Origin of the sequence: Acinetobacter lwoffii (assembly GCF_024129735.1) — a bacterium.
In the GTDB taxonomy this organism is placed as follows: domain Bacteria; phylum Pseudomonadota; class Gammaproteobacteria; order Pseudomonadales; family Moraxellaceae; genus Acinetobacter; species Acinetobacter lwoffii_H.
In genome coordinates this window covers 1-22382 of record NZ_JAMXXK010000011.1, presented here as the reverse complement: position 1 = coordinate 22382, position 22382 = coordinate 1, and the positions used below count along the sequence as shown (strand labels likewise).

Below are 22382 nucleotides of genomic sequence, written 5' to 3'. Positions count from 1 at the left end.
CGGCTCCATTAGCGAATATAGTGAGTGTTGGTATGTTGGATGTAGTTCGGAAATTCTGCAATCGAGCCATGGCTTTGTAATAGGGTGGCCAGTGACATCACATATTTATAGGCATTCAAGGCAGTTTCAGCTCGTAGTCCGCTCAGCATATTTTGTGCATCGATGACCTGTGTGGCGGTGCCCATATCTTCTTTAAAGGACAATTCTTGGATGCGTAAATTTTCCTGTGCGGCTTTCAAGTTTTGTGCCAGAAGCGCATCACTTTGCTGTGCGCTGAGTGCTTCGCTATAAGATTTATAGATCAAATTTTCAATTTCCTGCTGGGTGCGTGCAGTGAGTAATTCTGTAGCAGAGCGTTTGAGTTCGGCAGCCTGAATATTTTTGTTTTTATCAATTCCGGAAAACAGGTTATAACGTGCGGCAACTCCGACAATCCAGTTTTCATTTTGATCCAGACTATATTCACCAAAAGCAAAAACATTCGGTTTTTTTGCCGCTTGCTGGGCTTTGACATTGGCTTGGGCCAATTGGGTATCCAGCTGCATTTTTTGAATCAACGCAGAGTTCTGACTAAAGGTTTTCAGCAGATGATTTAAGGCCTGTGGCTCGGTTTTATTGACAAATAAAGGCGTCGAAAGTTCGGTGATGCTACTTTCCTGAAGCAGATTATTCAGCTGGAACAGGGCAGCATTCAAATTGGCCTGCGTATTTTGCTGACTGCGCTCGGCATTATTGCGTGCCACTTCAAACTGCATGCGCTGGCCTTTACTGATAAAACCTTGCTGTTCCATCTTTAAGGCATTGCGATAATGCTGTTGCATGGCATTCAAGTTAAATAGTGCTGCTGCATGCAGTTGCTTTTGGAGTTGTACATTAAAATAACTTTGAATCAGTTCAAAACGCTGCGTGTCTTGCTGCTGTTTGTTGCTGAGCTGACTACGACCGACCTGAATATTGGCGATTTCTTTGGCGCTGCTTGTCAGTCCACCGGTATAAAGCGGCATCATAACTGAAACCGTTGGGCGAATCACCTGATCATCCAGCACGACATTCGCACTATCAGGAATTAAGCCCACCCCATTTTGAATAGGTTGTCTTAGACTATTTTTTAGCGGGTCAGCCAGATCACCTAAGTTCAGTTCATCAATTCTATTATTTACACCATCCGTTAAGGATTGCTCTAAATTATTTTTTAATGCACCTAAAGGCAGATCGAGTTCATTATGAAAGGCATACGCACGAACATTCAGATCGACACGCGGCAGACCTACGCCTTTTACTGCTTCAGCTTCAAGTTTTGAAGCCTGCTCCAGACTTTGATAGGCTTGGCTGCTATAAGAGTTTTGCAATAACTGACGTTCAGCGTCCTGAAAGCTGATGCTCTGCGCATGAGCAAAGCTGCCATACATCATCGATGCAAGCAGATTTAACCCCCAGACAAGCTGTCTTTTATTTTTCTTTAAGTTCATAAAGTCGCTAAACTGATTTAAAGCCGATAATGTTATCCGGCTAGTATAAATCAAAGGTTTGCAGATAGAACTAGTGTAAAGTTATAGTATTGTTTCTTTTACATCTGTATTTCAAATACTTATCGGCTGTTTTTAATGGAATATCTAGAATCAAAAAATGGCTTAATCTTGAATATTTTCAATTGTGAGTGCAAAGATGATAAAAACAGCAGGCTAAAATACTGGTCAATTTATCTTGTGAATCTACATTGATTTTTTGACTCTATCTTGACTCATAGATTGAAATAATTTTGTGCAAGACCCTGCCAGATATGGTTAAATGCCATCATTTTATTGTGTTTCACTCTGAAAGGAAAAATCATGCGCGCGTACAACTTCTGTGCTGGTCCTGCTGCATTACCGACTGCCGTACTTGAAAAAGCTCAAGCTGAAATGCTTGACTGGCACGGCAAAGGTCTTTCGATCATGGAAATGAGCCACCGTAGTGCCGACTATGTTGCCATGGCTGAAAAAGCGGAAGCAGACTTACGTAAACTCATGAATATTCCTGAGAACTACAAAGTATTGTTCTTGCAGGGTGGGGCATCATTACAGTTCTCGGCAATTCCATTGAACCTGCTTGGCAAAAACAACAAAGCAGACTATATCGATACCGGTATCTGGTCTGAAAAAGCCTTGAAAGAAGCGCAGCGTTATGGCGATATCAATGTTGTAAAAGCAGGTATCCAAATTGATGGCAAATATGCGATCAGTGCACAAAGCGAATGGAATCTTTCTGATGATGCAGCTTATGTGCATTATGCCGATAATGAAACCATTGGCGGTCTGCAATTTGCTTCAATTCCTGAAACAAACAAGCCATTAGTTTGCGATTATTCATCTAGTATTTTATCTGCGCCAGTAGATGTCTCTAAATTTGGTTTGATCTATGCGGGTGCGCAAAAGAATATCGGGCCTGCTGGTTTAACGCTGGTGATCATTCGTGAAGATTTACTTGATCAAGCTAAACCTGAAATTCCAAGCATCTTGAAATATTCAGATCAAGCGAAAAATGGCTCAATGGTTAACACACCATCAACTTATGCATGGTACTTGTCTGGTCTGGTGTTTGAGTGGTTGCTAGAAAATGGCGGTGTAGATGCCATGCACAAAGTGAACCTTGAGAAAGCTAACTTGCTTTATGGTTATATCGATCAAAGCGATTTTTATGCGAATCCGATTGCAAAAGCAAACCGTTCGATCATGAACGTACCATTTACTTTGGCCAATGCTGATCTTGAGAAACAGTTCCTGAAAGAAGCTGAAGCGCAGCATTTATTGAATCTTGCTGGTCACCGTTCGGTTGGCGGTATGCGCGCAAGTATTTATAATGCCGTGCCTTTAGAGGGCGTGCAGGCATTGGTGAACTTTATGGATGACTTTGCCAAACGCAATGGTTAATTCCTGAAACGAAAAAACCCAGCACAGGCTGGGTTTTTTATGAATACAATAATTTTAGAAAATAAAAGTATGCAGGATGAATCCGCAGATCAGCATCCCCAACATGAAAAAAAGGCAGGACATCATATCAATATTATAGCGGGAGCTAAGATGATGCTCGACCTGTTGTAATGTTTCTTCTTGCACGATTTTCATAGATATTTATTGTCCGATCTATTTATCGTTAATACTAATTTGTTGTGAGTATTTTTATCATAAAAAATTGATTAAATAAAGTACATTTTTAATTAAAGAGCATAAATTTCATTTTTATTTAAATATTAGATTTGTATGACAACAGATTATTTATATGAGAAATCAATCGCTTATTTTTACAAGGTTTTTAGGGTTATTTTAAATATTTAAAATGAATTTATTTGAATTTAAAAATGTGGATAACTCGGTTTTTAATGAATTTAAATAGATTATTAAGCCAGAAAATATGTATAAAAAATAATCAAAAATTAAAATGACAAATAAGGATATAGATGGATTAAAAGAAGATACCCATCAAAATGAATATCTTCTTTTTCTGTTTGAACTTAGGCCGCTTTTCTATAAATATTGGCCTGAATCCACAAGTTGCCACGAATATACTGGCCAATCTGGAAGTCTCTGTACTGGTCATTCCGCGTTGCAATCCGGATCAAGGTCGCAGGCTGGCCTTCATCATGAATGAGAGTGACATCATAAAGGGTATAGTCCTGACCCATAAACTGCATAGTCGTTTTACCGACAATATTGCCCTGGAACCAGGCTTCATCTTCCTGACCCATGGTTTCGCCGTATAGATAAGCTACCATTTTAGAAAAATCTACGGTTACAGGTTCTTTATCTTCTTCGCACTGCGGCTGCCAGGCATCAATCTGTTCCTGCAAATTATCCGGTGCTACACCATTATTGGCAGCCAGAATATCATTCAAGGCACGGTGGTGCTTGATCGAAGCCGGATCATCAACCACCAGATGCTCATGATCTGCGACCGCTTCAAGTTCATAGGCCCAGCCATTCAGATTCACCACATAGGACTGGTCTTTTTCATAATGCGGATGATTGACGCTATACAGGTTATCGAAAGCGTAAATAATATTATTAGCACCCAGATTCAGGCGCAATACAGCCTGAGTATTGGATTTACAGCTAATAATCCGGTCAATCGTGGCTTTCACCTGATAAGGACTGTCAAAGCACGGAAATGCAGTTTTTACTGCTTGAGGTTTGTTGTTTTCGACGGCAATCACTTGACTCAACTGTACCGCAGCTTTGCTCGGTCCCTGAATCAGCCAGGTCTCTGCATCCATATCACATTCTTGTGTACAAAGGCCCATCGGCATGATTGGTTCATCAAGAGCTTTGCCTAACCACTGTGGAACATCTGTGCCAGGGTTGTCGGTGAGCAAGGTCCAATGTTCGACATGACTACCGAAATTTTGATCATCAATGGTGATGATCTCTGGGCTATTCTGATTTTTCATATGCACAATTGATCTTGGATGATGTATTTATAGTTAATCGAGGGTCATTGCGATTTTTCAAGTCAATCGAATGAATTTTAAAATTAAAATGCCAGTCAAATGAAGTCAATTTTTTTTCTCGCGTGAATCATGCCAGTTTTACCGGGCACATACTTTTTAAAATATTGATGACAGATGCAATGAAAATGGAGCGATTTAATCATCAACCTGATCACTGCAATTTGCTAGAATAACCATGATTTATACCTTAATGGGAAGCCCTGTGTTGCCATTCAAACTTTGGGTCGATGCCGATGCATTGCCCCGTATTCTGCGAGATGTGATTATTCGTGCTTCGGATCGCTATCAGCTAGAAGTCACTTTTGTTGCCAACCAACCAGTCGGAATAACTCCTTCGATCAGAATTAATTCAATTCAGGTGATGAGTGGGGCGGATGCTGCGGATAAAGAGATTATTCTGCGCATGAAAGAGCATGATATTGTCATGACCCAAGATATTCCTTTGGCTGCGGAAGTGATTGAAAAAGGCGGAATTGCGATTCATCCCCGTGGTGAAATTTATACTACGGCCAATGTCAAAGCGCGCTTACATCTGCGCGATTTTATGGACAGCTTACGCGGAGCGGGCGTGCAAACGGGCGGTCCGCCACCGATTTCAGAACGGGATAAACGCGAATTTTCCAGCGCACTCGATCAGACCATCCAAAAACAAAAACGTAAAACTTCCGCGCTTTAAGCCTTATTCAGAGTGACTCGCATGCCCACACAAACCAATATGATTGCCACCTATCTTTTATTGGTTTTTATCTGGGCGACGACACCGCTAGCTATTGTCTGGAGTGTGACGGATTTGCATCCGCTCTGGGCTTTGGCATTGCGTTTCTTTTTGGCTTTGCCTTTTGCATTTGCCTTGTTGTGGCTATTTAAAACCCGTTTTCCCTTAGATAAATTATCCATGCACAGTTACCTGGCTGGCGCATGCAGTTTTATCGGCTCACAGATTTTCACTTATCTGGCCACGGATTATCTGAGTTCAGGCATTATTGCCCTGATGTTCGGACTGGCGCCGATTATTACCGGTTTAATTGGCCGTTTTGTATTTCAGCTTAAGCTCTATCCTTCGCAGTGGGGTGGTATGGCGATTGCCTTGCTGGGTCTGGGCATTATCTGTGTCGGTGGCAAAGATCAGCATATTCAGCCGATTGGCATAGGCCTGATGTTGCTCAGTGTTTTTATTTACTGTGTTTCGATGTTCTGGGTGAAAAAAGTTAATGCACCTCTCGAACCTATGGCACAAGCGGCCGGTTCTATTGCTGTTTCAGCGGTCATGGCCTGTACCATGTTGCCATTTATCTGGCAATTTGCACCAACCCAGATCCCACAGGCACAATCGCTAATTGGACTCAGTTATGCTGTAATCATGGCTTCCCTGATTGCGATGTTCTGTTATTTTAAACTGGTGCAGAAAATCAAGGCGACCACTTTGTCATTGACCACCGTATTGACGCCGATGCTGGCCTTATTTGTCGGGGTGATTCTGAATGATGAAAAATTATCGGGTGGAGCAGTCTTTGGCGTCGTTATCTTACTGGCTGGTTTGTTGTTATATTTTTCCAGAGAAATTAAAGCGAGCTATAACGCTCGCCTTTCATCACCCAGCAGCACTGACTAAAGCAGTAATTTAGACAAAATGAGCCTTGACGCATTCACCCAGTTTGACACGGTCTTGTGGATGCATAGTAATAAAATAAGCACCAGTCCGATATTTGCCATTTTCTTCTTCGCGACTGTAGGCCACCTGAGCGGTTGCTGCAATATGGAAGAAATTTTCTGGATGACTCAAAGTCACGTGCAGATAGGTGCCTTCAGCGATAGGGCGCTCATTAAAGAAGCTAAAACCGGTTTCCGAAAAATTCACCTGTTCCGGTACAGGTAACATGCTTTGTACAATTGCGTCATACAAAGAACCGGTAATAAGGTTTAACTTTTGATTAAATAAGGATAAGATTCGAGCAATTTGTTGATCTTTTTCAGATAATTGTTCTAATTCGTAGTTAACCGCATGATCAAATTGATCTAGTTCTGCAAGTAGTAGAAAATAGCGGGGCAACACGAAGTTAGGATCGTAAGGATCATTCAAGGCAACATCATCGGAAATAATCTGATAATTAATTCGTAAGGCAGCATCGATTCGAGACATGACGCGTCTTTCCGTAAATCCGTTTGGATGCTGTACATTTTCCATAATTTATTACCTCGGACTAGATGGTTATGTTCAAACCAATCTCGCTGTATATAGGGTTGAAATATACTCGCGCACGGCGTAGTAACCACTTCATTTCTTTTATCGCGTTGGTCTCAATGATCGGCCTCACACTCGGTGTGGCAGTCCTTATTACAGTCTTGTCTGTGATGAATGGTTTTGACCGAGAGTTAAAGAATCGTGTCTTAGGAATGATACCTCAAGCGACTGTTTCCTCCACACAAATTTTAACAAATTGGCCAGAACTTGCAAAACAAATTGAAGGGCATGAACATGTCCAGGGAGTCGCACCTTTTACTCAATTACAAGGCATGCTGACCGCACAGGGTCAGGTCGCCGGCATTATGGTCAGTGGGATCGAACCCGAGTATGAGAAAAAAGTTTCGATCATACAAAACCATATGGTTGAGGGCAGTATCGACAGCCTGAAAAAAGGTGAATTTGGTATTGTTTTGGGCAAGCAAATGACCGATGCCATGGGTGTGGGTTTAAATGACAATATTACTCTGGTTCTGCCAGAAGCCACCCCATCACCAGCTGGTGTTGTCCCGCGTTTCAAGCGTTTTAAAGTGGTGGGAATCTTCAGTATTGGTGCTGAAGTTGACTCGATGATGGGTTATATCGCTTTAAATGATGCCTCGACCTTGCTGCGTCTACCGGATGGTGCGCAGGGGGTACGTATGAAGCTGGACGATATTTTCCTGGCGCCACAAGTATCTCAGGAAATCGTGCGTGATTTGCCGGGGAATTTCTATGCTTCGGACTGGACTTATACCCATGGTAATCTGTTCAGTGCGATTCAGATGGAAAAAGCCATGGTCAGCCTGCTTTTATTCCTAATCGTTCTAGTCGCGGCATTTAATATTGTGTCTTCGCTGGTGATGGTGGTGACGGATAAAAAATCGGACATTGCCATTTTAAGGACTCTGGGTGCTTCACCTGCCACCATTACCAAAATTTTCATGGTGCAAGGTACCGTGATTGGGGTGATTGGAACCTGCGCAGGGGCCATCCTCGGGATTATTGCGGCCACCAGTATTAGTGGCTTTATTGGCTGGCTCAACAATACTTTAGGCCTGAATATGTTTGATGCCTATTTTATTAATTACTTACCTTCATATCTGCGCTGGCAGGATGTTCTAGTGATTGTAGGCTTGTCACTGGCCCTTAGTTTTGTCGCGACAATTTATCCGGCTTTACGTGCAGCAAAAATTCAACCGGCAGAGGCATTGCGTTATGAGTAATCTGATTTTAGATGCCCAGAATATTCACAAGTCCTTTACCGATGGCAAAGCCACTGTCGATGTGATTCGCGGCTTGTCGCTACAAGTGAAAGCAGGTGAGTTTGTCTCAATTGTGGGTTCGAGTGGTTCAGGCAAAAGTACCTTATTACATGTTCTGGGTGGATTAGATCGTCCGACTTCGGGTCAGGTCATGGTGAATGGCCGCCGTTTTGATACCTTGTCTGAAGCAGAACGCGGTTATGTGCGGAATGAGCATTTGGGTTTTGTTTACCAGTTTCATCACCTGTTGCCAGAATTTACGGCACTGGAAAATGTGGCCATGCCGCTGATGTTACGCGACAACATGAAGTTTAAGGAAGCCAAACAGCAGGCTGAATATTTACTGGAACGTGTTGGTCTTTCGCATCGTCTGACTCACAAGCCGGGTGAATTATCCGGAGGTGAACGTCAGCGTGTAGCTTTGGCGCGTGCAGTGGTGGGTAAACCTAAACTGATGATGGCCGATGAACCGACCGGAAATCTGGATCGCAAGACTGCAGCAAAGATTTTTGAACTGCTGACCGAATTGCAACGTGAGTTCAATATGGCGATGCTGATTGTGACGCATGATGAACAGCTAGCCCATGCAGCAGATCGGATTTTACATATGCAGGATGGTCTCTGGATTGAACCATAAATAACGAGAATATTCGCATTTGATTGAAGCTCACTCCGGTGGGCTTTATTATTGGGCAAAATAATAACAAGACAGAATAAGATTCAATGTTGCAGTGGCTATGTATTGGCTGGATTTTAGGCCTTGCCTGTATGGGGAAAAGTTTCCTGTCTGTTCAACTGAGCGGGACGGTAGTTTTGATCGTTGCGCTGTTGTGGTATATGGTTTGCCATAAATTAAAGTTCATTTCGAATACACCGCTGCGAAGCTTGTTGATCACTGGATCAAGCCTGCTTTTAGGACTGTTTTTAGGCCACGCTTATGCCAATCTGCAATTGGTTGAACGTTTATCCAAGCGAGAGCACGAGGTCTCTGAAAAAGAAATCGTGGTGTATATTAAAGAGCTGAATAAACTGGGCGATCAGAATATCCAGCAAGCCTTGCATGTGCTTAATCCTGATGGCAATACAGTTAAGTGGATGGGTTTTCTGCCAGTTTCAGATCCTACCACATCCAGTTTGGTAAATGATGAAACCAAACAGCAGACTCTTGAACTGGGACACTATTATTTATTACAAGGCCAGATTCGGCCTAGCCATAGTTATGCCACACCAGGTGCCTTTGATGCAGAAAAGTGGGCATTACAGCAAAATGTTATGGCCGGTTTCCGAATCAAGAGCATTCAGGAGTTGCAACTGCAACAACTCTATACGCTAGGTCATGCTCAACATTTCCGTCAGCAACAAAAGTTGAATCAGCGATTTTTGCTCTGGGTAGAACAACAGCGACTGGCCTTAAGAGAGTTTGTGGCCAGACAACCCGTACAGCAGAAAGGCTTGTTACTGGCTCTATTAAGTGGTGATGAAAGTCTCTTGGATCAAGCGACGGAACAGCAATTCCAGCGTTTTGGCATGAGTCATTTACTGGCGATTTCCGGACCGCATGTGCTGATCTTTGCTTTTATCGTCTGTGGCACCTTGCAATATCTGATTTCAAGGTACGCACCGCAGATTTATCTGAAATGGCCAAGGCAGTATTTTTTGAGTCTGCCTTTTTTGTTATGTGTATTACTGTATTGTGCCTTTGTCGGTTTTGAGATTCCGGCGCTACGCACTTTACTGATTTGTGTGATTGTAACTTTAACCTTGCTGCTCAGGCAAAGTGTGCAGCCATTAAAACTGCTGATTTTAAGTGCTGCCTTATTATTGCTCTTTGATCCTTTTAGCATTTTGTCGGCCGCATTCTGGCTGTCTTATGGAGCCTGTTTTGTCTTGCTGCGAATCTATCAAACCATTCAGCAGCAACCGAATCAAACAATACAAACAGCATTACAACTGCTGTATTTTGCAATGAAAGTTTTAGTGGAGTCGCAGTGGAAAATTTTTCTGGCCCTGTTTCCCTTAATGATGCTGTTTTTTAAGCAGGTGGCTTGGATTACCCCGCTAAGCAACCTGGTAGCCATCCCGTGGATTGGCCTGCTGATAGTTCCCGTAGATATTCTGGCGGCTTTATTATTTTTCATCTCTGAACCACTTTCGAGTCTGCTGTTTCAGCTCAATGATATTTTTATTCATATACTGCTGGCATTTCTAGATCTGCTTGATCGGCTGTTTGCACCGCAACTGATTCCTGTGGCCATGAATGTCTGGATGATTGCTCTATGTATTTTGGGCTTATTAATTGTCTTTTTGCCGCGTGGCTTAGTGCCCAAAAGCTGGACAGCACTTGCCTGTGTACCACTGTGCATTCCTCAACTTAATCAGCATGCATTTCAGCTGTCTGTTCTGGATGTCGGGCAGGGACAGGCCATCTTCATTCGGGAAGGGCAAAAGAGCATGATGATCGACATGGGTGGTTATTATAATGAAGAAAAATTCAGTATTGGTCGACAAGTGATTAGGCCGTTTCTATCTGTGCAAGGTGTTGGGGAACTGGATCAACTGATTTTGACCCATCTGGATCAGGACCATAGCGGTGCATATCACAGCATTAAAGATCAACTAAACATCCGACAAGTGTCATCCAATCAGATGCCTGAAACAGCTGCTTCTTCAAGCTTTCAGTTTTGTTATGCAGGACAGCAATGGCAATGGTCTGAGACGATTAACTTTAAAATTCTGGCACCTCGGCAGCAGCAGTTAAATATGCCAAACTTCAATAAAAATGACCGCTCTTGTGTGGTATATCTGCAAATCAAAAATGCCGGACCGTATCAAAACTTTTTACTGATGGGCGATGCGGGCTGGGAGACTGAATATCAGCTGCTCCAAGACTATCCCGAACTTCAGGTCGATGTGCTGGTACTCGGCCATCATGGCAGTCAGCACAGTTCAGCCTATCAATTTTTAGAAGTTTTGCAGCCTAAACTGGCGATTGCCTCGGCTGGGAAATTTAACCGTTATGGCCACCCGAGCCAACTGACGCAGCAACGGTTAAAAGCTCTTAATATTCCATTATTGACCACGGCAGAACAGGGGAGTGTGCACTTCCAGCAACAAGGCTCAAAACTGGTGCTTTCTGCCGAACGACATGGATGGCAGTGGTTGTATCGTCAGCCTTTAAGTGACTGATTCCAATATGGGCGAAACTTCATGTAGTTCTTGTGTTCTCAACGCATTTACTTTGTTCAGGGCTTGTTCATGTTCAAGTTTATAGAGATTTCCTAAGTCTTGATGCGCATTAAAACGTTTATAACTCCAGTGATAATGTTCCGGATGGCGACGAATTAAATTTTCAATACTATTGATAATGACTTGCGTGCCTTGATTGGCATTGCCACTATAAATTTTTTCATCAACCGTTTCGATAAAGATATCGAATCCATCATCAGTATTACGCAAGGCATATAAAAACAGGGCACGCGCTTTGGTCTTTTGAATCAGTTTAGCACTCAAATTACTCGTGGCCAAAGGCACGCCGAAATAGGGAATATATTCACCACCGATATTCGGGGTATGATCCGGCAGGATGACCGTAGTGCCGCCTTGTTTTAAGGCCTTAAAAATCTGACGGACGCCAGATTCATCGGTCGGCACCAGATGTGCCTGTTCGCGGCTACGCGCAGCCCGTACAAACTGATCCGCTGCCTGATTTTTTACAGGTTTATACATAATAGTCATGGAGGTAAACTGGGCAACATAGGCATTCATAATTTCCCAGGTACCAAAATGTGGCACGATTAACACTAGGCCTTTATTTTGTGCAATGGCATCATGAAGTAGATCTTCGCCAATAACGCGATGAACGCGTTTAAGATTTTTCTGATTGCTTGAGCCCCAAATAGTAAAGAACTCGAAATATGACATTAATTCATTGCGAACCGCAGCACGGTTAATCTGTTCACGTTCCTGATTAGACAGTTCTGAAAGACTGATTTCAAGGTTGAGACGAATGACTTCCGAAGTTTTAGTGACTTTAAAACTGTTCACAATAAAGGCCAGAATACGGGCCATCCAGCGAGAAACCGGAAGCGGTTGGCGGCTAATGTATTTGAGTAATCCGTAAGCTGAATTCCGTGAGCCCTGTTTCGTCATTGATTTCGTCTAAGTACAAAAAAAAGAGAACAAAATTTATTATAGGCGAAAACGTTTTGTTTAGACAGAATTACCCGATTCAGTGTATATAATGGATTCAATATAAATCAATTTATTGGATTATTTATGTCCGATTGGCCACCAAAACCTGAAAATCAAATACAAAATACGCAACAGCCAGTTCAACCGACTGGTCCGGAATGGAAATTGCTTGAAAAAGCAGTTTTAGCTTCGGTAGAAGAACAGCGCCGTGCGCGCCGTTGGGGAATTTTCTTTAAATTCCTGACTTTTGCTTATCTGCTTGTGGTTATTCTGGCATTGGGCAAGAGCTGTAGTTCAGTCTCGTCAGATGCCAGCGCTGGTGCGGGTTCTCATATTGCAGTCGTGGATATTGTGGGTACGATTGCAGCCGACAAGCAGAGTGTCAACAGTAGCAATACCATCAAATCATTGAAAAAAGCCTTTGAAAATAAACAAAGCAAAGCAGTGGTACTAAATATCAACTCACCTGGCGGTTCACCGGTACAGTCGGATGAGATCTGGCAGGAAATTCAGTATCTGAAAAAACAGCATCCTGGGAAAAAACTGTATGCCGTGATTGGCGATACGGGGGCTTCAGGTGCTTATTATATTGCTTCAGCCGCGGATGAAATTATTGTCAATCCATCGAGTCTGGTTGGTTCAATTGGGGTAATCATGCCGAATTATGGTGTGACTAATCTATTGCAAAAGTTAGGCGTTGAAGATCGCACCATGACTTCAGGTGAAAATAAAGCTCTGTTGTCTATGACTCAGCCTGTTGATCCTGCACAAAAAGCCCATGTACAGGGTGTGCTAGATAATGTGCATGGTCACTTTATTAATGCAGTGAAACAGGGGCGTGGTAATAAATTGAAATCTAATGATCCTGCCATTTTCTCTGGTTTGTTCTGGACCGGTGATCAGGCGGTGAAATTAGGAATTGCGGATCGTATCGGTAGCTTAAATACTTTGAAACGTGAACTGAAAACTGAAAAAGCGTTGAATTACACCATTGAATATAGTCCATTTGAATCAGTCTTGGGTCGTATGGGTTCATCGATTGGGGATGGAATTGCTTCTTCGGTTGCACAGAAGCTTCAGTCAGAAAATAGCACGACACTGCAATGAAACCATTGATTCATTTCGCGCACGCCAATGGCGTGCCATCCAAAGTCTATCAAAAGCTGTTTGATGGATTACAAGATGATTACGATGTTATCTATGTGCCGCTTTTAGGGCCAGACAAGCGTTATCCGGTTGATAACCATTGGAAAAGCCTGACCCAGCAAGTGATTGACAGTATTGTACGTCAGTCACATGGGCGACCTGTCATTGGTCTGGGGCATTCTTTGGGATCTGTGTTAACTCTGCAGGCGGCTTTGCAGCGTCCGGAACTGTTTTCACAAATGATCATGCTGGACCCGCCGATGATTATGGGCAAAGAAGCCTTTGCCTTGCATATTGCGAAAACTTTTCGCTTAAAAGCATTGGATAAAATGTCTCCGGCCGGTCTGTCCAAACGCCGTCGTGACCATTGGGATTCACGTGAACAAGCCGCTGAATTGCTGCGCCCTAAAGGTTTTTATCAGGATTTTGATGCAGATTGCTTCCAAGCTTATATTGACCATGCCTTGCAGGATGATCCCATCCGGGGTGGGGTAGAACTCACTATTCCTAAAATGGATGAGGTCGCAGTCTTTAGAACCAATCCGTCACTATGGTGGTTGCCTCAGGCAAAACCCAAAATTCCTGTGCATTTAGTTGTGGCTAAGAAAGGTCCATTTCTGGCCCGCAAGTTCCCGCAGCAAGTGCAAAAGAAATTTGGTATTCCTTTTACCGTGGTGGATGGTGGACATATGTTCCCATTGGAACAACCTGATCAAGTAGCTGGCTTGGTCAAACAGCTGATTCAGCAACAGTCTGCTTGAATTATTGAATATATTGGAAATAAAAAAACGCATCCGAGGATGCGTTTTTTTATATCTAAATTTTTTTAGAACTTGCAGAATTGAACAGGCGCTTGCATTTTCTCATTTCGATATAACACACCATCTTTAGTATGTTGAATCGTTCCGCTACAAATCCATTCTACGACTTGTGGATAGATCACATGCTCGAGGCTATGCACACGTGTTGCCAAACTTTCTACCGTATCATGATGAGAAACCTTGAGAACACCTTGGGCAAGCGCTTGGCCTGCATCCAGTTCAGCCGTAACATAATGCACCGTACAACCGTGCAGAACATCACCGGTATTGAGTACACGCTGATGCGTATGCATGCCTTTATAATTAGGCAGCAGGGAAGGATGAATATTCAACATTTTTCCTTCCCAGGCTTTCACAAATTTTTCACTTAAAATTCGCATAAAGCCGGCAAGCACGACCAGATCCACATCCCAGTCCAAAAGCTGTTGATGCATCACATCATCAAAAGCTTCACGACTTGGATATTGCTTGTGTTCAATAACTGCAGTCTGAATGCCTGCGTGTTGTGCACGCGATAAAGCAAAGGCTTCAGGTTTATTGGAAATTACGCCCACAATTTGCCCTGAAAGATTGGCATCAATCAAGGCTTGCAGATTTGATCCACTACCTGAAACAAGTACAGCAATTTTAATCATGCGAAATTACGCGAAGATCACACGAATTTTTTCGTCTGCACCTGCAACCGATTCAGCATTGTCTTGAATCTGACCCATCGCCCATGCTTTTTCGCCAAGCTGGTTGAGTAATTCAACAGTTTTGTCTGCATCTGCTGCATTAACAACCAGCACCATGCCGACGCCACAGTTAAAAGTACGGTACATTTCAAACTGTTCTACGCCGCCTTCGCGTTGTAGAAGCTTAAATAGCTCAGGCCATTCCCAAGAAGATTCATTTACCAATGCTTGAGCACCGTTTGGAAGTACGCGAGGTAAGTTACCCGGTAAACCACCACCAGTGATGTGTGCCATCGCATGTACATCAACGTATTTTAACAGTTCAAGAATTGGTTTCACATAAATGCGTGTTGGTTCCATTGCAGCATCTGCAAGTGGGCGACCATCCACGATTTGATTTAGATCAACGTTTTTCACGTCTAAAATTTTACGAAGCAGTGAGTAGCCGTTTGAGTGCGCACCTGAAGAAGCTACACCAATTAAAACGTCACCCGCTTTGACTTTAGAGCCATCAATAATTTTGCTTTGCTCAACAACACCGACACAGAAACCTGCAAGATCGTAATCTTCGCCTTCATACATGCCTGGCATTTCAGCAGTTTCACCGCCAACTAATGCACAGCCAGCAAGTTCACAACCAGCGCCAATACCAGTGACTACATTTGCAGCAACATCAACATTTAAGTGACCAGTTGCATAATAATCAAGGAAGAACAGTGGCTCAGCACCACAGACAAGAAGGTCATTCACGCACATTGCAACCAGGTCTTGACCAATTGTGTCATGACGGTTCAAATTCAGTGCCAGACGTAATTTTGTACCAACACCATCTGTGCCAGATACGAGAACAGGTTCTTCATAACCTTTAGGAATTTTACAAAGTGCACCAAAGCCACCTAGACCGCCCATAACTTCGGGACGTGAGGTACGCTTAGCGACAGATTTGATACGATCGACTAACGCGTCGCCCGCCTCAATGTCGACACCTGCATCTTTGTAGCTTAAACCAGTGTTTGGGGTAGAAGTTGAGTTGCTCATAATGAAGTCTCCGCATTCGCGGGTGCGATTATAACCTGAATATGTAAAACTCTTATGGTATTTGTGGCCTAAAATGCTATCTTTATTAAAATATTTTAATTTTTAGAATGATTAATAGAGAAAAGGCAAGATTCTATGGTCGATCGTACTTTACGGCGCATTCTTATACTTGCTGGTATAGCATTGATACTTTGGGTTTTATATCTGCTTAAACCAGTTGTAGTTCCTTTTGTTGCAGCTTTTCTAATTGCTTATTTATTTAGCCCCTTGGTTAATGTTTTGCACCGCATTGGGCTGGCTCGATGGCTCTCGATCAGTATCGTATTTATCGGGATTGGGATCGTGGTTACATTGGTGATGTGGTATCTGGTGCCACTAGTCTGGCAGCAGCTGATGTATGCGCGTGATAGCATTCCGGCCGGGATTCACTGGATCAATTACACGTTCCTACCTTGGCTTTCCGATAGCTTTAATCTGGTTCCGATGGAGATCGATACTGACCAGATTTCCTCAGTAGTAATGGACTATGTCCAGACCAATTATAGTGCTGACAGTATTCAGGCAATGCTGCTGAAACTGGCACAATCTGGTCTGAACTTTATCCAGATTGGTGGCACGATTGTCCTGATTCCGATTATTGCCTTTTATTTCTTGCTGGATTGGGATCGTATGTTAGACAGCTTACGCCGTCTAATTCCCCGTCCTTATGAAAAAACAACCTTAACTATTGTGAGTGAATGTCATAGTGTGTTAGGTGCCTTTGTTAAAGGTCAGTTCCTAGTCATGGTTCTGCTGGGCGTAGTCTATGCAGTGGGACTGCAACTGATTGGCCTAGAGATTGGCCTGATCATTGGGATGATTGCCGGATTGTGCAGTATCATTCCGTATCTTGGTTTTGCGGTTGGAATTATTGCCGCAGTCATTGCAACCTTTTTCCAATTTGGAATCGACTGGTGGCAACTGGTATTGGTCGGGATTGTCTTTATGGTCGGGCAGGCCGTCGAAGGCTATATTCTGCAACCGTTCTTGCTAGGTGATAAAATCGGTCTTTCTCCTGTAGCTGTAGTGTTTGCAGTTCTGGCAGGTGCACAACTGGCCGGTTTCTTGGGCATGCTGATTGCCTTACCGGTGGCAGCCGTGATTGTGGTACTGCTGCGGCATATCCGTGAGTATTATGAACATACGCCATTTTATGGTGATCGGGCTGTTATCATACAAGATGCCTCTACCGGTTCAATCAATATTGAAACAGCAGACTTAGATGTTGATATTGAAATGAAAAAGCCACAGAAAAAACCGCTGCAAGCAGAGGAGAACTCAAGTAAAATTCACGATCCACATCGTAAAGACTCATAAGGCCAAAAAATCGTATGCGTCAATTGCAGTTAGATATAGAACCTCAGCTCGATGCCCGAATCAGTGATTTTTCAGGGCCGGGTTGGGGGCATGTCATTGATGCTGTCCGTCAATTACATGCAGGCCTGATCAACCAATTTTATGTCTATGGGGGAGCCGGTACAGGTAAAAGTCATTTGTTGTCTGCCATCTGTGACTCTTATCTGGAAGTAGGTAAATCTGCAATTCAGGTATCTTTGCTTGAGCTTTTAGATGCACCGACTGAGGCGATTACTTCTCTAGATCGTTTTGATCTGGTAGCACTTGATGATATCGAAGCGATTAGTGGCGTACCCCATTGGCAACGCGCAGTATTTCACTTGATTAATTATAATAATGAAGGTGGTGGGCAGTTGGTGTTTTCGTCACGTTTTGCACCTATCGAACTCAAACTCGAATTGCCAGATTTACAATCCCGTCTCACGCAGGCGGTCAGTACCCGTGTTCCGAGTGGCAGTTTGTATGCTGATCGCTATGCGCTGGTTTCCTCGGTACTCGATCGTCGTGGGATCCATTTAGACCCTCAAATCTTTGACTATTTACTAAGCCATGGGCCACATCAAACTTCAGTGCTGCTTCAAAGATTAGAGCAGATTATTCAATTGCTTAAAGGGGAAAAATTGAAAGTCAGCAATGCTAATCTGCGGCAGATATATGCCTTGATTGACGAATATCGGTAAAATATAAAAATTCTTGAGTAATTACTCAGTCTATGACACAGTAAGGCAAAATAATTCGCTGTTGCAAGGATTCTGCAACTTTAGAAGAAAAAGAAAGAAATAAAAATTAAGGAGAAGGTTATGCTCAAGAAGAGCATAGGCATAGCTTTGCTATGTATAGCGGGGCAGTCGTATAGTGCAGATATTATTGTAACCACTACAGAAGATATTGAAAAAGATGACAAGGAATGTTCACTTCGAGAAGCTGTTGAGTATGTTAACCGTGGCTTAGCTAAATCAGGTTTTATGGGGTGTGGTGGGGAGAACTCATCCAGTACCATTATTTTAAAAGAAAAAAATACCTATGTGTTGAACCAGCATATCGCGATTAAAAAATCTCTTACCATCCGTGCGGTCGCAGAAAGTGATGGCGAATTCAGTACGGATGAAAAAGCATTAGGCTTGCATAATGCTCATATTCAAATGAAAGGTACTGATAACCTTTTCCGGATCAACAGTACAGATACATTGGTTCAGGTAAATTTGAAAGAACTGGATCTTGAAGGCTGTGGTAAAACCAGTTGTGCTGAACAAGGTGGCCTAATTTATAATAAAGGTCAGCTAATTCTAGAATATAACCGTCTATTTAATGCTGCTGCCAACTTGGGTGGGGCAATTTATAATGCTGGCAAGTTTGGTCAGAACTTAACAAGCCGTGCACAAATTAAAAATAGTCTGATCGAAAATAATAAAGCCCAACGAGGCGGGATCCTGTATAGTGAGCTACCTGCTTTCCTCATTTATCAAAGTGTACTTAAAAATAATCAGACACTGGATAATTCCGCGACCAATATTTATAGCGCGGGACAGTTTGCTGACTCCAGTAAAGATCAAGGTATTAGTGGGGAGGTATTAAGTAGTACGATACTAAAAAATAAGGGTGTACTCATTAATGTCCTGGACGGGATGGGATTGAATAATCTCACCATAGTTGACAATGAAAATACTGCTTTAAATATCCATGCACCGTATGGAAGAGCTTATGTAGCGAATAGTATTATTTTAAGAAATGGTACACAGGATTGCCAAATTATCACTGGTGATAAGTCTGTGTCGCAAAATAATCTGCTGACAGCCTCGTGTGGTGTAGGGGATGCCGTCGCGCCGAACCAGTTCTGGAATGGTACACGACTTTTTGCTGAATCCTCAGATAAAAGTGAAGGTATTTGTCAGACCCTACAAGAAAATAATAATGCCATACTTTGTCCATATAGCGTTCCTAAAGGACAATTTCTCGGTTATATGCGCCCACGAATTTTGTTGAACTATATCCTTGTGAGTGAATCACCGATTGTGAATAGAGGCACAGGATTGAGTTTAGCAAATCCAACGGTAGCATGTGAAGCGGCAGATCAGCGCGGGATCAACCGTTTGATGGATAATCTGTTTTGTGATCGTGGTGCTGTTGAAATCACGATACCAATCTCAGGCAGTCTGGTGGGACAAGATCTGTTAAAGGGTGAAATTGCCAAGTTTTCAATTGAATCTTATCTGGGAGATAGTGATTTAATTCCAAAAGAACAGTGTAATGCCATTGTTGGTCAGAATCCGACGGGGGAGCCTTGGCAAGATGGCTGTTTGAAAGTGGTACAAACCAAAACAGCTTCCAAGGGTAAAACAATCATCGATATTCATGGCAATGTCGTTTATACCCCGGATTCTACCTGGCATGGAGCAGATATTTTCGAACTACAAGTGGTGACCTCATCGACACGGTTTAATAAAAGTAAACCTTATTTGACTATTACTACTCAAATTGTTCAGGAGCCAAAAAATGAAATGGAAGACAAAGCAGTCAAAACTTCAGGCGGCTCATGGGGTGGTGGTGGGCTACTGATTTTACTCGGATTAATAGGTTTACGCCGTGGATTAAAAGATTAAGGAAAAATCATGAAAAATTATAAAAAAGGACTGCTTGCGGCCATGATTTTATCTGCCATGAGTTTGATGGCAGCCGAAGATAAAACGATATATGTAACTACTTTTGCTGATGAAGATGGCGAGAATAATAATGCCTGTTCTTTGCGAGAAGCCATTAAAACTGCAAAACTGGATAAATCTTATGGCGGATGTAATGTAGGACGTACGCTTCGATTGGATGGTTCAGCTGCAGATGTGATTCAGCTTGAAGCAGGCGAGTACAAATTAGATAAAGAGCTGATCGTAGAGTCAGCGCTCAAAATTTATGGGAAAACTCCGCTTAACTATGCTAGTCGTAGTCCGATTACGCTGTTATATCCAACCCGGGAGGCTTTAAAAAGTACTATTTCAGGCCAGGGGAAAACCAGATTATTTAATAGTATGGCCAGCCAATCCAGTCTGGAAATTCATCATCTGATCTTAAAGGATGGCTATGCAGCAATAAATACCTTGGATAAGGGTAATGGCGGTACTTTTTATGTAGCTGGGCCTTTAAGTATTAATACCAGTGAAATAGTAAATTCCCGAGCAGCTGCAGAAGGTGGGGCGATTTATAGTGTAGCAATGAATACGGAAAGGAATATTGTCATTCAGGATTCTTTGATTCAAAAAAATCAGGCGAGTTCATATGGTAGTGTTTTGGCGATGGACTGTCAGGGAAATTTAGGGACAACTCAAACCAATGTGAAAATTAATTCCAGTAGTATTGTTAAAAACGGTTCAGACACTACTAACAGTATTATTGATTTTTGTGGCTATGCCACAGTAGAAATTGTTAACTCTACTATTGCGAAGAATACTGCAAGTACCACAGGACATATTGTGCGTATGACGAATGAAGTTAATCGTCCGCTCAGTAAATTCTCCAGTTTAACTGCATTAAGTAATACTATTGTTGAAAATATAGCCCAATCTACTTTATTTTATGACAATACCGGTTTTAGGTATTTTAATTTCAATGTTTTAGCCTTTAACCAAGGCCTGTCTTGTGAATATGCCTTAAATCAGGGAAATCCAACCAAGCCACAACGCGTTGAATTTTCAACAATTCGAAATGCAATTCAAACGACTGGACCATCACGTTGCGTATTGCCAGAATTAGACGAAAATACTACTTCAAATAATCTTGATGTCTCTAACAATATAATCAGCAGTTTATTAACAAATTATATTGAGCCTGCTATTGATAATCGCTATTTAGGGCTATATTACCCGCGTGATAATCAGACCGCAACGGATTTGGTAGATATCGGAGTGAGTGGCTGTATTGAACAAGACCAGCGTGGTATTGATCGTGTGATTGGATCCACATTAACATTTGATCCAAGTGCAAAAAATACCTGTGAGATCGGCTCAGTTGAAATCCGACGTTTGACTGCAGCCGATATTACGGACTTGCAAAATAAGAGTTTGGTAGGACTCAATGACTTTTATCAGGAGAATATAGATGATCTCGAAGAAATCATTGCTGATAAAAATACTCCAGAAAATGAGCTTCCTGGTTTAAAGGAAGAATTGAAAAGTTATCAGGATTTACTTAAATATACCAAGCAATATCAGAAATATCGTGCAATCTATATTAATCCTTTTATCTTGGCTATGCCTCAAGAAACTCTAACCAATGATAAGATTCAAATTAAAGCCTTAAATTCACAAAATTATGAGGTCAGTGTAAAAACTTTAGGTGTTGGTAAGTTAATTGGTACTGGTAATTCGACCACTGTGGAAGGAAATCCAAATGATCCAAATCTTAAATGTGAGTGGAAACCTGATTTAAACCGGATCATGATGTATCGCACTGATGGTAAGCAGACCAGTTCGGTTGATATGGAGTTCTGTAGTTATACCCTTAAAGACCGGGCTACAGGTGCGAGCAGTGCTGGCCTCTTAAGAGCAGCTTTTAACAACATTGCACCAATTGCAAAAGATGATGAATATCAGCTTAGTCCAGAGAATAATCTTACAGTGACGGTAAATCCGCTTGAAAATGATAGTGATGATGGGGATGGGCCTCTACCATCAGGAAAGTCGGCTTTTTATCAAGATAAAGATGGAAAAGAGATCCCGATTCATATTGTTAAGCTGCCTGCGGGAGTTTCACTGAAGGCAGAGCGACAAGGAGCCTGTCCTGACACCTATCAAAATCAGACCTGTTATGGGGGACAGCTGACATTTAGTGTAAAAAATAATTTAAGCCAGGCAAATTACAGCATGGATTATGCGATTTTCGATGCTGATGAAAAAATGTCAGAAAAAGCGACAATCTTGTTACGTAATACAGTTAAAAATACGAATACGTCCTCAAGTGGTGGTGGGGCAATTGGAATGTGGGGGCTACTAGGATTATTAGGGCTTGCAGGTTATCGCCGCTTAAGAAAATAAAATATGATTGAAACATCAAAAAAGCCTCCATATGGAGTAATGCCAGTCAGTTAAGCAGACATTAGAAAAATGTAGTAAAAATGAGTGTATGCCAATACGCTCATTTTTTTTATGACTTTATCTGAAA

At 42.3% G+C, this 22382-nt stretch carries 19 protein-coding genes; 13 read left to right on the top strand and 6 right to left on the bottom strand.

Annotation, left to right across the window (positions count from 1 at the left end):
* Positions 1-8 precede the first annotated feature (8 nt).
* Positions 9-1469: a TolC family protein gene (locus tag NI469_RS04780; protein ID WP_253174535.1), complete on the bottom strand. Its 1461-nt coding sequence runs from the start codon at positions 1467-1469 to the stop codon at positions 9-11.
* A gap of 360 nt (positions 1470-1829) precedes the next feature.
* Here NI469_RS04780 and serC point away from each other — a divergent pair, with 360 nt between their 5' ends.
* Both serC and NI469_RS15840 read left to right on the top strand, forming a co-directional pair.
* A complete protein-coding gene (serC, locus tag NI469_RS04775) occupies positions 1830-2909 on the top strand; it encodes a 3-phosphoserine/phosphohydroxythreonine transaminase (RefSeq protein ID WP_005106386.1) in 1080 nt (359 codons plus the stop codon).
* Between the two features lie 39 nt (positions 2910-2948).
* Positions 2949-3080 (top strand): hypothetical protein, encoded by a 132-nt coding sequence (locus tag NI469_RS15840; RefSeq protein WP_005103875.1) that lies wholly within the window; start codon positions 2949-2951, stop codon positions 3078-3080.
* Positions 3081-3490: 410 nt separating this feature from the next.
* Here the strand turns inward: NI469_RS15840 and NI469_RS04770 are convergent, their stop codons facing one another.
* Positions 3491-4423: a hypothetical protein gene (locus NI469_RS04770; protein WP_005247636.1), complete on the bottom strand. Its 933-nt coding sequence runs from the start codon at positions 4421-4423 to the stop codon at positions 3491-3493.
* A 250-nt stretch (positions 4424-4673) separates the two neighbouring features.
* On the opposite strand from NI469_RS04770, the gene NI469_RS04765 reads away from it, so the two are divergent.
* Together NI469_RS04765 and NI469_RS04760 are read left to right on the top strand one after the other, a co-directional pair.
* Positions 4674-5159, top strand: a complete 486-nt coding sequence (locus tag NI469_RS04765; protein WP_171260766.1) for a YaiI/YqxD family protein — start codon at positions 4674-4676, stop codon at positions 5157-5159.
* Between the two features lie 21 nt (positions 5160-5180).
* The gene (locus NI469_RS04760) at positions 5181-6095 is read left to right on the top strand and encodes a DMT family transporter (protein ID WP_253174534.1); all 915 of its coding nucleotides are present in this window, start codon (positions 5181-5183) and stop codon (positions 6093-6095) included.
* A 9-nt stretch (positions 6096-6104) separates the two neighbouring features.
* Here the strand turns inward: NI469_RS04760 and NI469_RS04755 are convergent, their stop codons facing one another.
* On the bottom strand, positions 6105-6668 hold the full coding sequence (locus NI469_RS04755) for a PilZ domain-containing protein (RefSeq protein ID WP_004279140.1): 564 nt from the start codon (positions 6666-6668) through the stop codon (positions 6105-6107).
* 26 nt (positions 6669-6694) lie between these two features.
* Between NI469_RS04755 and NI469_RS04750 the strand changes: the two genes are divergently transcribed.
* The 3 genes from NI469_RS04750 to NI469_RS04740 all read left to right on the top strand — a co-directional run bounded on the left by NI469_RS04750 (position 6695) and on the right by NI469_RS04740 (position 11155).
* Positions 6695-7930, top strand: coding sequence for a lipoprotein-releasing ABC transporter permease subunit (locus tag NI469_RS04750; protein WP_005106390.1), 1236 nt, complete (start codon positions 6695-6697; stop codon positions 7928-7930).
* Entirely contained in the window at positions 7923-8606 is a 684-nt protein-coding gene (gene lolD, locus NI469_RS04745) for a lipoprotein-releasing ABC transporter ATP-binding protein LolD (RefSeq protein WP_004645694.1), read from the top strand. Before NI469_RS04750 ends, lolD begins: the two co-directional genes overlap by 8 nt.
* Positions 8607-8692: 86 nt before the next feature.
* A complete protein-coding gene (locus NI469_RS04740) occupies positions 8693-11155 on the top strand; it encodes a DNA internalization-related competence protein ComEC/Rec2 (protein WP_222112222.1) in 2463 nt (820 codons plus the stop codon).
* Here NI469_RS04740 and NI469_RS04735 read toward each other — a convergent pair.
* A complete protein-coding gene (locus NI469_RS04735; RefSeq protein ID WP_222112221.1) occupies positions 11144-12118 on the bottom strand; it encodes a lysophospholipid acyltransferase family protein in 975 nt (324 codons plus the stop codon). The genes NI469_RS04740 and NI469_RS04735 overlap by 12 nt on opposite strands.
* Before the next feature lie 126 nt (positions 12119-12244).
* On the opposite strand from NI469_RS04735, the gene sppA reads away from it, so the two are divergent.
* A complete protein-coding gene (gene sppA / locus NI469_RS04730) occupies positions 12245-13267 on the top strand; it encodes a signal peptide peptidase SppA (RefSeq protein WP_071850628.1) in 1023 nt (340 codons plus the stop codon).
* Entirely contained in the window at positions 13264-14067 is an 804-nt protein-coding gene (locus tag NI469_RS04725; protein ID WP_180037143.1) for an alpha/beta fold hydrolase, read from the top strand. The genes sppA and NI469_RS04725 overlap by 4 nt, the downstream gene beginning before the upstream one ends.
* A 65-nt stretch (positions 14068-14132) precedes the next feature.
* Here NI469_RS04725 and purN read toward each other — a convergent pair whose 3' ends face one another.
* Together purN and purM are read right to left on the bottom strand one after the other, a co-directional pair.
* Complete coding sequence (purN, locus tag NI469_RS04720) at positions 14133-14762, bottom strand: phosphoribosylglycinamide formyltransferase (protein ID WP_044108829.1); 630 nt, start codon at positions 14760-14762, stop codon at positions 14133-14135.
* A 6-nt stretch (positions 14763-14768) separates the two neighbouring features.
* Positions 14769-15839, bottom strand: coding sequence for a phosphoribosylformylglycinamidine cyclo-ligase (gene purM / locus NI469_RS04715; RefSeq protein WP_253174533.1), 1071 nt, complete (start codon positions 15837-15839; stop codon positions 14769-14771).
* A gap of 135 nt (positions 15840-15974) precedes the next feature.
* Here purM and cxpE point away from each other — a divergent pair, with 135 nt between their 5' ends.
* The 4 genes from cxpE (at position 15975) to NI469_RS04695 (ending at position 22255) form a co-directional block, all read left to right on the top strand.
* Positions 15975-17195: a chloramphenicol efflux transporter CxpE gene (gene cxpE, locus NI469_RS04710; protein WP_004645686.1), complete on the top strand. Its 1221-nt coding sequence runs from the start codon at positions 15975-15977 to the stop codon at positions 17193-17195.
* A 14-nt stretch (positions 17196-17209) separates the two neighbouring features.
* The gene (gene hda, locus NI469_RS04705) at positions 17210-17914 is read left to right on the top strand and encodes a DnaA regulatory inactivator Hda (RefSeq protein ID WP_004645685.1); all 705 of its coding nucleotides are present in this window, start codon (positions 17210-17212) and stop codon (positions 17912-17914) included.
* A gap of 120 nt (positions 17915-18034) precedes the next feature.
* Positions 18035-19834, top strand: a complete 1800-nt coding sequence (rbtA, locus tag NI469_RS04700; protein WP_253174532.1) for a rhombotarget A — start codon at positions 18035-18037, stop codon at positions 19832-19834.
* A gap of 9 nt (positions 19835-19843) precedes the next feature.
* The gene (locus tag NI469_RS04695; protein ID WP_253174531.1) at positions 19844-22255 is read left to right on the top strand and encodes a CSLREA domain-containing protein; all 2412 of its coding nucleotides are present in this window, start codon (positions 19844-19846) and stop codon (positions 22253-22255) included.
* The last annotated feature ends 127 nt before the right edge of the window (positions 22256-22382 follow it).